General features: G+C 47.0%; 8 protein-coding genes. 7 read left to right on the top strand and 1 reads right to left on the bottom strand.

Features of this window, described 5'->3' with window-relative positions:
• Positions 1 to 1329, top strand: coding sequence for a hemolysin family protein (locus P159_RS0102200; RefSeq protein WP_029541014.1), 1329 nt, complete (start codon positions 1 to 3; stop codon positions 1327 to 1329).
• Between the two features lie 56 nt (positions 1330 to 1385).
• Here P159_RS0102200 and P159_RS18250 read toward each other — a convergent pair whose 3' ends face one another.
• Positions 1386 to 1748, bottom strand: a complete 363-nt coding sequence (locus tag P159_RS18250; protein WP_037376841.1) for a helix-turn-helix transcriptional regulator — start codon at positions 1746 to 1748, stop codon at positions 1386 to 1388.
• A gap of 166 nt (positions 1749 to 1914) precedes the next feature.
• On the opposite strand from P159_RS18250, the gene P159_RS0102190 reads away from it, so the two are divergent.
• From P159_RS0102190 to P159_RS0102165, 6 genes are all read left to right on the top strand, one after another.
• Entirely contained in the window at positions 1915 to 3198 is a 1284-nt protein-coding gene (locus P159_RS0102190; protein ID WP_029541010.1) for a DUF4422 domain-containing protein, read from the top strand.
• A gap of 10 nt (positions 3199 to 3208) precedes the next feature.
• Positions 3209 to 4600: a glycosyltransferase family 2 protein gene (locus P159_RS0102185; protein ID WP_029541009.1), complete on the top strand. Its 1392-nt coding sequence runs from the start codon at positions 3209 to 3211 to the stop codon at positions 4598 to 4600.
• 88 nt (positions 4601 to 4688) lie between these two features.
• Entirely contained in the window at positions 4689 to 6005 is a 1317-nt protein-coding gene (locus P159_RS0102180; RefSeq protein ID WP_029541007.1) for a UDP-glucose/GDP-mannose dehydrogenase family protein, read from the top strand.
• Positions 6006 to 6033: 28 nt separating this feature from the next.
• Positions 6034 to 6918 (top strand): hypothetical protein, encoded by an 885-nt coding sequence (locus P159_RS0102175; RefSeq protein WP_029541005.1) that lies wholly within the window; start codon positions 6034 to 6036, stop codon positions 6916 to 6918.
• Positions 6919 to 6933: 15 nt separating this feature from the next.
• Positions 6934 to 11616, top strand: coding sequence for a glycosyltransferase (locus P159_RS19045; RefSeq protein ID WP_051650054.1), 4683 nt, complete (start codon positions 6934 to 6936; stop codon positions 11614 to 11616).
• 140 nt (positions 11617 to 11756) lie between these two features.
• On the top strand, positions 11757 to 14126 hold the full coding sequence (locus tag P159_RS0102165; RefSeq protein WP_051650053.1) for a glycosyltransferase: 2370 nt from the start codon (positions 11757 to 11759) through the stop codon (positions 14124 to 14126).
• Positions 14127 to 14141 lie beyond the last annotated feature (15 nt).

The following is a 14141-nucleotide window of genomic DNA, read 5'->3' as shown; positions in this document are numbered from 1 at the left end:
GTGGACATAGTGCCTATATTATTTGACCTGTTCTTGGTGGCGTTCCTGGTTTTCATGAACGGCTTTTTCGTGGCTTCGGAGTTTGCCTGCGTGAAGATCCGTCCTTCCCGGCTGGAAATGCTGATACAGGAGGGCAACAGGCGGGCCCGCTATGCCAAGGAACTCACTGACCATCTGGATACTTCCCTGTCCGTGACCCAGTTGGGCATTACCCTGGCCTCACTGGGACTGGGCTGGGTGGGCGAGCCTGCGGTGGCCAAGCTCATCCTGCCTGTGACGGAGATGATGGGCCTTGACCTGTCAGCTGGGCACACCATTGCCCTGGCTCTGGGCTTTGCCATCATCACTTCCATGCATATCATTTTAGGCGAGCTGACCCCCAAGACCTTTGCCATCCAAAGGGTGGAGAGCATCATGCTGGGGGTGGCCCTGCCCATGCTGATTTTCCAGAAGCTCTTCTATCCCTTTGTCTGGTTCCTGAACCATGTGGCCAACTGGGTGGCGGCCCGCTTTGGCATAGAGGTGGAGGGCAACGGCGAGCTGGCACACACGGAAGAAGAAATCCGCCTGCTCATGGAGGAGAGCCACAAGCAGGGGCTGGTGGATGATACGGAAGCCGACTTCGTGGATAATGTGTTCGATTTCACCGAGCGCAATGTGCGTGAGATCATGACTCCCCGCACGGACATGATCTGCCTTTATCTGGAGGACAGTCTGGAGGAAAATCTGGAGACGGTCTTCACCGAGCAGATGACCCGCTATCCCATCTGCCGGGAGGACAAGGACCATATCATCGGTTTCCTGCATATCAAGGACCTCTTGAAATACTTGCATAAGGGCCAGAAGGTGAACCTCAGGAAAATGGCCCGCCGCGCCCTGGTGGTGCCCGAGAGCATGGATGTCAGCGTGCTATTAAAGACCATGCAGAAAGGCCGCAGCCAGCTGGCTATCGTAGTGGACGAGTTCGGCGGCACTTCCGGCATGGTGACCATCGAGGATATCGTAGAGGAAATCGTGGGAGATATCCAGGACGAGTTCGATGAAGAGCGCCCCGTGGCAGAGTCCCGCGGCTATGGCGTCTACTCAGTAGATGCCAAGATGCTGCTGGAGGAAATGGAAGACATCCTGGAAATCGGGATAGAGGACGAGGATGTGGACAGCATAGGCGGCTGGCTCAACGACACCATAGGCGGCGACCCGAAGGTGGGCATGATGGCGGCCTGGGAGGGCAATGTGTTCTATGTGGAGGAAGTGGAAGGCGCCAGGATTACCCGGGTGCTCATACGCCTTGACAAGGAACTTACGGAAGAACATGAGGAGATAGTCTGATAGCCTGAAAAAGGAAATGCCTCCGGCTGAGTTGGCCGGAGGCATTTTTTCAGTTATCAGTTATTGGAAAGCTTTATGATAGCTTCAATGATGTCTTTTGATTTCTCGTCCAGGTGGGGATAGGCTTCTATCAAGGTCTCCAGGCGGTTGTCAGTGGGGGATTTCTGTAAATAGTCGCTGTTGCTTTCTGCGGTCATAAAACCCCAGGGGAGATGCTCAGGGGAAGCCGGGACGAAGAAATGCACATCGGTGTCCAGGGCTATAGCCAGCTGACGCAGATCATCAGCGGCGATGCCAGTGGTGTAGCCCCGTTCCCAGTTGGAAATGACCTGTGAAGATTTGTGCACGCGCTTTCCTAGTTCCGTCTGAGTCATGCCCAGTTCCTTTCGCCTCTGACGAATCTTGTCGCCTATGGACATAATGTATCACCTCTAAGAGGAATTATATCTTAAAAGGACCTGGCAGCGGCTTAAACTAACGATATTTGAGAAAAGAGGGTGGATTTTGTTGAATAATAACGCATTACGTTATATAATCGTAGAGGGAAAACTCGTGTTTGAAAAAATTTGCAGGGAGCGTGGATGAGTGGGCCAGCTGATACTTTACGGACGAGGACTCATTGCCGAAGAATATGCGCGCTATTTGGAGGGGCAGGGGCGTGGGGCAGACATAGCTGCTTTCGCTGTCACGAAGATGAACGGTCAGGGAGAAAAATACTGCGGCCGCCCCTGTCTGGAGATAGAAGACGCTTTAAAGATATTCCCAAAAGCGGAAATACACTTGGCTCTGCAGGAAAAATATCATGAAGAAGTTATTTGCTTGCTGGCAGAATTTGGCAGGGAGCCAAAGGAAATAATCGGCCTCCACCGCATGACGCAGCTGCTGGGGGAGCAGGGCATTAAAGAAATCAGTGAGGCCTGCCCCAACCTGACAGTAAAGCGCAACTCCCACGACTACTCCATGTTGGAAATCTCCCCCAAGGAGCACCCAGAAGCCAGGTTCACCTTCTACCCTATGACCCAGGTGCCCCTGTCACAAACGGACATCAGAAACTTACAACAAACCGTAAGTAAATTTAGTAATGGTAGCGTAACAAGTAGGCCTTACCTGCCCCGTTTACGGGGAAGGGGGACCGCGCAAGCGGTGGAAGGGGGGGGATGCCGACTATATTTAGCAATGGCAACATCCCTAAAAGATGCCAGAGTCAGCCTGGAAAACCTGCCAGATTACGTCCATCCCGTTATGGGCGGCGCAGCAGGTTATGATGGCCCCCGCACAGCGGAAATGGCGTATGACGATGAGGTAGCAGACAGCCTTTCTGGTTATAACAGTCTATATTCCGAATTGACAGTTGCCCACTGGCTATGGAAGAAAGCTCCCAGGGCCAAATACCTGGGACTTTGTCACTATCGGCGTCATTTCGTGCTGACAGAAGAAATAAAGAAAGCAATGGCTGAGGGGAAGGTGGATGTTCTGCTGACAACCCCAAGATTGACCTTCCCAAATGTCCATAAATATTTCGCCAATCTTCCTGTCACTACCATGGACGAGCAGGATTACAGCCTCATGCTGAGATTGATTGAGCGTGAAGATTCTGAGCTGGCAAATTTTTCCAAGGAATTCCTGGAAGGGCAGGTTCACTTCCCAAACAACATGGTTATTGCAAAGAGAGATATTTATCTTGATTATTGTCGCTTCATGTTCAAGGTGCTGCAGGGCATGCAGGAGCATTGCAAGCGAGAGGAGATACTCCGTCCGGACAGATATCTTGGGTATGTGGGGGAACTGCTGACTACGGTGTACTTTTCTTATCATCGCGATAAGTGGAAGACAGCGCATATAGATTATGAATTACTGCAAGAGATTTGAAGGGAATTTTATGCCGGAGATTTCAGTTATCATACCAGTTTACAACACATCTGCTTATCTGCAGGAGTGCGTGGACAGCGTCCTGTCACAAACGTTTCAGGACTTTGAAATCATCATCGTAGATGACTGCTCCACTGATGGCAGTATGGCTCTATGTCGGAAGCTGTACGGGAACAACAGCAAGGTAACAATCATCCACCATGAGCAGAATGGCACCGTAGGCACCGCCAGGAACACCGGACTGAAGGCATCCAAGGGCAAATACATCGCGTTCCTGGACAGCGATGACCTCTATATGCCCTATGCCCTGGAAGAACTGTACAAGGCGGCAGAGGCCTATCAGGCAGAGGTGGTTCATTCCCCGGATTGCTTCTTACCCAATGGGAATGTGGAGCATATCAGGACGGAGGACGAATTCCGCAAGCTGCGGCTGGACAAGCTTCCTCTTGGCACTGAAATCCAGCTGCTGTGTTCAGAGAAAGCTGGCAGGGTGCAGGCCTGGGCAGACAAAGGTATTTCCACGGTTGTATGGAGCAATCTTTTCCGCAGGGATTTTCTGGCAGAGCATGATATCTGGTTTGAAGAGGATATCGTGCCGGGACAGGATGGCATCTTCATGTTCCGTTGCGTTTTCCATGCCCACACCTTTGTAAGGATACCTGATTGTGTATACATCTACCGCAGGCCCGCCTCGGCAGTGACCCGCAGCAAGCGTGACGGCAAGTTCCTTGCCAAGCTGGTGCACTGCATGGTGAGGAAGATAGAAAGCCTTGAACGCTATATGGCAGGCATTCCCTACCTGCAGGAGCACCCCGAATTGCAAGACAAAGTGCGAAATTTCGCCATTGCAGACACAGACTCTTTCTTTGCTCAGGACTGCTATCTGCCAGATGGCACAGTTGCAGGAGACATCGAGCCAGTGCATCAGGCATTCAAGAACATCTTTGGGCAGCATGCTTATTTCGCTGAGCATTTTTTCCACGCCAGCCACAAGAAGCAAGTAGGAGATGTAGCAGAATGGGGTCTCCGCATGAACTACATGTTTCCTTGGCACTTGTTCAAGCAGGGGGATAAAGTTGTTCTCTACGGAGCCGGAGAAGTAGGCAAAGGTTTCTACGAACAAGCTCTGCGCTTTCCCTATATAGAGTTGGTGGGCATAGTAGACAAGCAGGCAGGCAAGACCGGCATGCAGGGCATCCCCGCAAAACCCATAGATAATCTAACCAAGTGGGATTATGACTACCTGCTGATAACCGTAGTGAACAAATTAGTAGCAGAAGAAATAAAATCCGAGCTGAAAGCCAAAGGCATCTCGGAAGAAAAAATCCTCTGGGACGGCAAATACTATCCCATAGAAGACTATTTCAGTAATTACTACTTCCCAATATTGGGGAGAAAATAAAAGAGCAAGGCAAAACAAAAAGCCTTCCCCTCTGAGGAAGGCGGTGGATGAGGTTCCCATCGCTTGTCCCTTCAAAGGAGCAATCATAATGAAAATTGCCATCGCCGGCACCGGCTACGTGGGTTTTGTTACTGCCGTCTGCCTGGCCGAGCACGGCCACAATGTCACCTGCGTGGACGTGGACAAAAAGATAATAGACAGTTTGAACCGATACGGCAAGGCCCTGATCTACGAAAAAGACCTGGATGCCTTGATGGAAAAGAACAAGGAGCGCCTCTCATATACTACAGACTATGCCAGCGCCTACAAGGATGCAGAAATCATCTTCATCGGCGTGGGCACCCCGGAGAAGAGGGATGGCTCTGCCAATCTGAACTATGTCTATGCCGTGGCCATGCAGATAGCAGAAACAGCGGAAAGGGAATGCGTGGTGGTAGTGAAGTCCACCGTCCCCATCGGCACCAATGAGCGCATAGAGAAGATAATCAAAGATAACAGGCCAGAGGGGGCGGCTCCCATCCATGTGGCCTCCAACCCGGAATTCCTGGCCCAGGGCACGGCAGTCCATGATACTCTCCATGCTTCGAGGATTGTCATCGGTGTGGAGGATGACTATGCCAAGGCAAAGCTCACGGAACTCTACAAGGACTTCGCTGCACCGAAGCTCATCACCAACCGCCGCAGCGCGGAGATGATCAAGTACGCCTCCAATGATTTCCTGGCTCTGAAGATTAGCTATATCAACGAGATTGCCAACCTCTGTGAGGAAATAGGGGCGGATATCGAGGATGTGGCCAAGGGTATGGGCTATGACAAGCGCATCGGAAGCAAGTTCCTGAAGGCTGGGATTGGCTATGGTGGGTCATGCTTCCCAAAGGATACGAAAGCATTGCACTGGTTGTCGGACTATCATGAGCAGGAATTGAAGATCGTCAAGGCGGCCATTGAGGTCAACGACCATCAGAAGCTGAAGCTTATCCGCAAGGCTCATAAATACTATGAGGATTTGGAAGGGCTTACCGTGGCAGTGCTGGGGCTCACCTTCAAGCCGGAGACTGCTGATTTGAGGGGGGCACCTTCTCTTGTGAATATACCTTTGCTTTTAGAAGATGGGGCCGTTGTGAAAGTTTATGACCCTGTTGGAATGGAAAATTTTAAAGAGTATTTTCCTACTCAGGTTCAGTATTGCAATGACATAGATACGGCTATCAAGGATGCGGATTTATGTTTGATCCTTACTGACTGGAAGAACATCAAAGAATATCCCTTAGAAGGATTTAAGATTAATATGAAGCGGCCTATAGTGTTAGATGGAAGAAATTGCTATGGTTTGGATGAGGCAGAAACTGCGGGCTTGACTTATGTGTCTATGGGGAGAAGAACCATTGTAGCGGATGGCTGCTGAGGACTTTTAATAGGGAAGATATTGAGAGATGAGCAGATTTGGCGGAAAGATAAATTTGAAAGAATATGGCAAAAAGAAAGAAACAGCAATTAGAAGATATGCTGAGCCAAAGGGAATACTGGTATATGGCGCAGGGGCTCATTTAGCAGATATGATTGAGTGGTATCCTGACCTCAAAGAGAATATTACCAGAGTGTTTGACAAGGATGATAAAAGAATGGGGCAAAAGGTTCCAGGTACGGAATGTGATATTGAAAGCCCTGAAGCTTTGAAAAGCATAGCGCCAGGTACAAAGATTGCTATTTCTGCTATACGTTATTATGAAGAGATTGCGAAAGAAATACATGCATTGAATCCTGGTTTGATTTGCTTGGATATTGACGAAGCCTATGCTGACATAGCTATAAGCAAGCTGGCTTCAAGTAGGGGCCAATCCCCTGTTGAAAAAAAGTCTGAGCCTGCTGTAAAAGTACAGCAAGCCCCTAGTGATCTGTATAAACAGAGAATACGTGGCAAGGAAGCTGCTGAAAGATGGCGTCGTAGATTCCTTATCGAGTCTGCCAATATGCGCAAGGTGTTTTGGGGAGTACAAGGTGTTCGTGCAAATTTCCTCATAAGGGAATTCAGGCCCTTTATGGGAAGAGAAGACTTTTTTATAGATGATGATGTGAACCTTAGGGGAATGGTCAAAGCTGGAATGCCAATCTGTTTGCCAGATGTACTTAAGGATATAGATGGCAGATTTAAGATTATAGTTTTGTCTCATGACTATATGAGGATTAGTGCAAGGCTGAAGGATTATGGCTATATTGAAAATGTTGATTTCATTGAAGGCCGGAGGCTTCTTGGGGAAGATGAGAACGGATTCCTTGATGGAACCTCTATGGATAAGAATAATACGTTGATGACTTAGATTAGGAGCAAAGCCATGATAAAGATTATCGCGGCGAATTCTCAGATAGAGGCAATGTTTTCTGACAGGAAAGTAAAAAAGGATGGAAAAGCTTTTTGTATATTCTGTGAAAAGAGTAGGCAAATTTTAGAGCATGGTGCGAAACCACAAGAAGTTTATAAGCGTTTCCATTCTGAGACAAGCTTTAGGCTGTCACCTTCCTTGTTTGAGGAAGCCAGAGATTATTTTCATGCAAATTTCAATCATAGGGAAGATCTTGTCTCAGTCTTTGATGATGATGGGAATGTGGTGGGATATCTCTATTGGGTTCGCAACCGTCTTCGTGATAACAGCATTTATCCGGGGATTCCCGCTGAAGATTTTTGGGATTACGACTTTAAAGGCAGGCCTGTAAATGATTTTGTCCTGAATTGGGCTCGGTGTTATGTTTTTTCCCAGTTGGAAGAATATACCTACGCCATAGCCAGATATATATTGGACAAGTTCCCAGATAGGATTGTATATTTTAACGATTATATGGCAGAATTGGCCATCTGGGGAAAAGCGCAGGAACGTGTGAAGGTGATTGGTTCCTTCTACGACTTGCCAGAGAATTACAGACGCAATTGTATGCAGATTATAACCTCTGAATACAATGCCTATAGTGACCATGCTCCTGAGTCAAAGAATCTCATCTATAACTCTGTGAATATCATGTATAGCATGCTTTGGGGAAGTCATATCTCGCATCCGGGCTGCAAATATCCTGATAAAGTGGTTGTTAGGATTGATAATAAGTTTGCAAGCGTTGGTCTGGTAGATATTATCAAGGTGACCATGAACATCGCCTACCAGGCAAAGATGCAGGGGTATGTGCCTGTGGCAGACCTTTCACAAGAAGGCTGTTGCCAGTATTGGGAGCCGGGGGTCAACGTATGGGAGGAACTGTTTAGGCCTCTTAGCGATATACGGCCTGAGGAAACGGAAGCATGCGCTAATCTGATTAGTGCCCGTAAAGAGGAAAGAGGCTGGTTAGTAAGAGATTGGCGTTCGAATCCTATGTGGCGTGAAGCAGATTATCGCGCTCTTGCTCAGGGGGAGTGGGAAGGACAGCCTTATCTCAGCAGCAAAGCTTGGGACTTTGTGAAAAGACATGCTCCTGTTCCTTTGCAGGGGCGCATAAATGATTTGGCCGCCGCTGAGGAGAAGGAAAAAGCATTTGCTTTGAATCAGGATGATATGCACATACTGGGGGTGATAATCCGGGGGACGGATTATCGTAAGGAAATTGGCATTAGCAATGAAAAGAATGCAAGCAACGCCAGTGTAGAACAGATGCTTGGCTGGTGCAAAGATCTGATGGCAATAGGCAGATATGATTATCTTTTTCTGGCAACAGAGGATGAGGATTATTTCCGTTCATTCAAAGAATCTTTTCCAGTGGATAAGCTGCTGTATGTAGATCAGCCAAGGGTTCATATGGATCTTTCTATGGGGCAACATATTACCACAGATGTGCTCTTCAAGGAAAAAGAAGCTGCAGGATTAGAGCTGGCTAAGTTGTACTTGACCGCAATGAAGTGCTTGGTGGTCTGTGATGACATTATATCTTCCATGGATAATGGCACTTATCGTCAGGTGCTGAGATGGAATGCAGGCCGATATAGCTTGGCCAAGATCGTAAAGGACGAGGAAGCATTGCCTGTAAGTGCCAAGGTGGCTGCCAACAAGAATGGGATAACGACTGAAAACAAAGTGGAAGCGTCTAAGCGAGAAGTGATAAAGGGAGAACCTCCGATGAAAATGAATGTTGCTTCGGTGGTGACAGCAAATTATCAGTCTTTGTTGAGCGACAGGCGTAGAGCCTGGTGGGTAGAGGGTAACCTGCCTCATCTGAAGAAGCCGGAGCTGCTCAGGAAGGGAGATTTCTTTATAACTTCCAGTGAGACGATGTGCGGCAGTTTTGTGTATGGAGCGCCGGTCTGCAGACCTGAGGCGTTGCAAAATTTTGAAGAGAAGCCGGTAGTGTTGCTCCTCCTTGATGATGACAGCAGGGCCAGGAAGATACTTCTCTCCTATGGCTATGTGGAAGGGGGAGATTTTTATGGCTGGGATGATACTGATATCAGTGAGGCAAAGGAAGGAAAAACTACCGAAGTTCAAGGTGAAAAACGACAAAGAGCCAGTCCTTATGATGAGTATCTGCGGCGCTACGGTCAGGTGACGGAATTAGACAGGATGGAGATGGCAAAAGATATTGCTTCTTTTGCCAGTAACCCACTTATATCTATTATCATGCCTGTTTATAATCCTCAGGAGAAGTTTTTCAGGCAGGCTCTGGATTCTGTATTGGCTCAGGTTTATACACGATGGGAACTTTGTATAGCAGATGATGCTTCCAGTGAACCTTATGTCAAGAAAGTCATTGAGGAATACAGGCAGAAAGATGCTCGTATAAAGGTAATCTATCGCAAGGAAAATGGCCATATCTGCAAAGCAGAGAACAGCGCCCTGGAATTGGCGTCCGGGGAGTTTACCGCCTTGATGGACCATGATGATATTCTGTACCCCGAGGCGCTTTACTGCATAGCCAAGGAGATAAATACATCCAGTGGTGCGGTTGATATGATTTATACGGATATGGATTATGTTGATGGGGAAGGGCACAGGTCAAATCCTCGCTTCGGTGGTGATTTTGACCCTGTTATTTTTGCATCATGGAATAATGTGGCTCATCTGGAGGTGTATAGGACTCAGATTTTAAAGGAAATTGGAGGATTCCGTCCCGGTTACGAAGGTAGTCAGGACTATGATCTGACATGGCGTTTTTTTAAGCATACAGACATTGGAAGGATACATCACATCCCACACATATGTTATAGCTGGCGTAGGTTTGCAGGATATGCGACCGTATCTGCAGCTGCTGGCTTGTCAAAGGCACAGGATGCAGCGTTTCGTGCTGTGAAAGATTTTTATGCGGATGATGACAGTATGGAGGTTGTTAAGCTCGTCAATATACAAGCTAAACCTAAGTTGCCTGTGCCTGCACCGATGGTTTCAGTAATTATTGGCAACGAAGACGTTGATGTTTTGAGGGAATGCTTGGATAGTTTTTTCTCTCTGACAGATTATAGTAACTATGAAATCATCGTTATCGATACAGGCAGCGAAGAACAGGAATTAAAGAATTGCTTAGGTGAGATGTACAAAAGGGCTAACGTGCATGTTCATAAGTTTGATGAGGCATCAAATCACTCTGCCATATGTAATTTTGGTGCAGATAAGGCTAGGGGGGACAGCTTTCTTTTCCTGAACTGTGGTTTGAAGATAATAGAGCCTGGCTGGCTTACCAGCATGGTTAGAGAATTGTCTAGAAACAGAGTTGGTGTAGTGGGGGCAAAGATTTTATGTGAAGATGGTAAGATTCAGCATGCTGGGATTGCACTGCGAGGTCCAATGATTGCACATAACCCAGGCGCAGGGATGATGGGGAAGGCTGCAGGTTATAGGAATATCCTGAAGATGACCAGGCAGTGTGCTGCAGTGACAGGTCAATGCTTGTTGATCAGACGTGAAACTTTTGAGGCTGTGCGAGGGTGGGATGATGATTTTCCGGGAATATATGGTGATATAGATCTTTGTCTTAGAGCCAGGGAAAAAGGCTGGCATGTTGTTTTTGATGCTCAAGCTGTTTTATATAATACTGGGCATATTTCAAGGATTAATTATAGAAATGAATCCAAGCATAAAGTCAAAAGTGATATGGCGAGAAGGGCTGGATCCTTGATAATTCAGCGTCACGCCAAAGAATTGTTTAGTGACCCCTTCTATAATCCTAATTTGACGTGGCAGGAGCCAGACTATAGCATAGCTAAGTTTCCAGCTGCGTCGAAGCCATGGCGATCTTGGATAGAGGTTGTTTGTCCTGTTTCGCCTGGTGGTATTCTTATGGGAGTTCAAATTGCTAATCATGCTTACAGGCATGGAGTGAAGCTGCGATTACATGTGCTGGCAGAATATATGCCCTGGCTTTCGGATTTTCGATTACCATTTTCGGTTAGGCCAATGTTGATTCCTGCATCGCCTGATTCGGAACGTGAGATTGTTTACGATAAGGTGTTAGAACAGGTATCTGTTTTGCCAGATTCATCTGGTCTTATAGTTGGAGCTGTTCCTACAAAAACATCTGAGCAGGATTGCAAGTTAAATATGGCTGAGTATCTTCTATGCCAGCTAAGGCTGCCCGTTAGGGAGAAGGTAATGCCACTTTTGCCAGAGGCACGAGAATTAGATGAAAAAACTAAGTCTGTGCTGGTTGGAAAGACTGCGTTGTTATGTGTTGATGGGGAATCAAGTGATAATGTGATGTCAAAAGACGTGGCTATCAGAATCTTGAAGATTTTGCATGAAGCAGGATTTCGTGTGGTGCAGATTGGAAATCTTAAATCTGAATGCATATCAGGTTGTGAAGGATATGTGCTTGAGATGGGGACAGTAGGTTTTTGGCGCTCTGTATTCGATGAAGCCGAGTTGGTTGTAAGCACAGACTCCTGGGTGACGCACTTGGCAAATATATTAAGCCTTCCTCGAATAATTGTATTGTCTGAAACAGGTTGTCAAGATTATTATAGCAACTTGTATCTTAAGGAGAAGGAAGAATATTTGATTATAAAGTCAAATGAAATGTGTGAAGAAGAGGTGGAAAGATTTGTTATATGATATGCTCTTGATTGAGCTGTTGGTGGATGAGGTTTTGTACATTGAAAAATGTGCATGTTTTAATGAGAGTGAATAGTGAACTTTGGGTTTTCTAATTCACATAAATGATGTCATCAAGGAAAGTTTGAAGGAGAATTACAATGATTATTTATGGAGTGGGCGACCATCTATTCGACATGCTTGGATGGCACAAGGAGCTGGCAAGTAAAATCGATAGGATCTTTGATAAGGATAAAAGGAAGATCGGAAAGAAAGTCGATGGGCTGGACATTCTGGTCGAAGCGCCGGAAAAACTAAGTAAATTGAAAGAAGGAACGGAGGTATTCGTGTCTGCCATCCGATACTATGGGGAAATCAAGGATGAAATCCAGACGATAAACCCCGGATTGAGATGCAGGAACATTGACGAGCTATATGGCGTTGTTGATACGGCAAAACAACAGACATCCCTGACAAGCTTTGTGGACGTATTATTCATCAATGGCTGCGACATCAGCTACCCTTCCCGTTATCGCGTCAGTCATGCGACTGAGCAATTATACTCGGTTGGCATGACTTCTTTTGTCGTGAACTGGAGGGATGTTACCAATGAAATGATTCATTTCTGCAAATGCGTGGTGCTATACAGATGTCCTTGGACATGGGATATACAAGAGCTGATTGATGCAGCAAAAAAACGGCATAAGCCTGTCTTTTATGATATCGATGATTTAGTAATCGACACTAAGTATACGGACAACATACCTTACATCAAGGGGTTGAATCGGAGGGTAAGAAGAAATTATGATGACGGCGTGAGACGAAATGGAAGGGTATTGCGGTTGTGTGATGGTGCAATTACCACCACGGAGGCTTTAGCCGAGGAACTGAAGAACTACGTCCCAGTTGTATTCATAAACAGAAACGTTGCATCTGGAACCATGGTTGAGCTATCGCGTCAAGCGGCAAGGCGGGGCAAGGATCAGATAGGATCTGATAAAGTTACCATTGGATATTTCAGCGGGAGTTCTACCCATATTGATGATTTGGAGATGTTGATTGCCCCGCTGGAGCATTTGTTTGAGAAATACGATTCCCTGGAATTTTTGCTGGTTGGTGAAATTGATCTCCCGGAGAAATTGAAAAAGTATAAACAGCGCATTAAGCAACTCGACTTTGTCGATTGGACGAAGTTGCCGGAGCTTATCGCCATGGCGGATATCAATCTTGCGCCATTGCAGGATACCCTGTTCAATGCAGCCAAGTCAGAGAACAAATGGATGGAAGCAAGCTTGGTGGGTGTTCCTACTGTAGCCAGCAACGTGGGGGCCTTTGCGAAGATGATCATTCAAGGCGAGACAGGACTGCTGTGCGGAGATGCCGGCGAATGGGAGGATGCCATTTCCAGGCTGGTTGAAGACGTGGAGTTCAGGGAACGCATAGGAGATCAGGCACGGGAATACGTTATGAAGAATTGCTTGGCTTGCAATACGGGATTGAAGCTGAAAAATTTCCTGGCAAGCCACATGCCAAGAAGCGTTGCCTTTGTCCTTCCTAGCTTTACTACGTGGAGCGGTGGAATCATGGTGGCGCTCCAACATGCCCAAACCCTGTGGAAGCATGGGGCGGATGTGACGCTTATTAATGATGATTGGCGTGAGGACCCTCTTGATTTGCTGCAGGAGATGTTCCCATACTTCGGTAGGTTGGAATATAAAAAAACAGAATTCCTGTCTAAATTTGATACTGCGGTGGCTACGTTCTGGGCGACGGTGAAACGCCTTGGCGCTTTGACGGACAAGGATAGAAGATATCTGGTACAGAATTATGAGCCAGGATTCTATCATTATGACAATGTAGAGCGTCTGGAAGCGTATTCCACATATTGTCGGGAGGATCTTGCATATATCACCATTTCCAGATGGTGCAAGGACTGGTTGGAAAATAGGTTTGGCAAGCACGCCGCATTTGTTTCAAATGGCCTCGATGTGGAGGCATTTCGTCCAGCAGAACGTAGCTGGAACGGCAAAATCAGAGTGTTGATCGAAGGGGATGCTTCGGAACATAAGAACATCGAAGAGGCATTTTATATTGCATCTGTGCTGCCAAGAAAAGAATTTGAAGTCTGGTATGTGTCTTATAACGTGCAGTCCATGCCTTGGCATCGTGTGGATCGTGTCCTTAATCAGGTGAGTTATGACGAGATGCCCGAGGTTTACAAAGCGTGCCACATCCTGCTCAAAACGAGTAAATTGGAGAGCTTTTCATACCCTCCTCTGGAGATGATGGCAACCGGTGGCCTAGTAGTCTTAAGGGCGAACGAAGGAAATCAGGAGTATATTTCCGACGGAGAAAATTGTCTTGTCTATGATCCAATGGATCTGCGCACAGCCATACGATGCATCTACCGCGCGGTAGAGGACAAGGCGCTGCGTGACAGGTTGATTGCGGGAGGCATCGAGACGGCACGCAAAAGGGATTGGAAGAATATTGAGAAAGACATCGTGAAAGCTTATGAGGCTAACGTGTAGAATCATTTGATATGG

The sequence above is a fragment of the Selenomonas sp. AB3002 genome (genome assembly GCF_000702545.1).
Taxonomy (GTDB): Bacteria; Bacillota; Negativicutes; order Selenomonadales; family Selenomonadaceae; genus Selenomonas_B; species Selenomonas_B ruminantium_A.
Note: the sequence above shows the minus strand (reverse complement) of the source record. Positions and strands in the feature narration are given on the sequence as shown.

Excerpts from the sequence above, each read along its gene's own strand:
- P159_RS18250 (WP_037376841.1), bottom strand. The coding sequence starts at position 1,748 with ATGTCCATAGGCGACAAGATTCGTCAGAGGCGAAAGGAACTGGGCATG.
- P159_RS0102185 (WP_029541009.1), top strand. The coding sequence starts at position 3,209 with ATGCCGGAGATTTCAGTTATCATACCAGTTTACAACACATCTGCTTAT.
- P159_RS0102180 (WP_029541007.1), top strand. The coding sequence starts at position 4,689 with ATGAAAATTGCCATCGCCGGCACCGGCTACGTGGGTTTTGTTACTGCC.
- P159_RS0102175 (WP_029541005.1), top strand. The coding sequence starts at position 6,034 with ATGAGCAGATTTGGCGGAAAGATAAATTTGAAAGAATATGGCAAAAAG.
- P159_RS19045 (WP_051650054.1), top strand. The coding sequence starts at position 6,934 with ATGATAAAGATTATCGCGGCGAATTCTCAGATAGAGGCAATGTTTTCT.
- P159_RS0102165 (WP_051650053.1), top strand. The coding sequence starts at position 11,757 with ATGATTATTTATGGAGTGGGCGACCATCTATTCGACATGCTTGGATGG.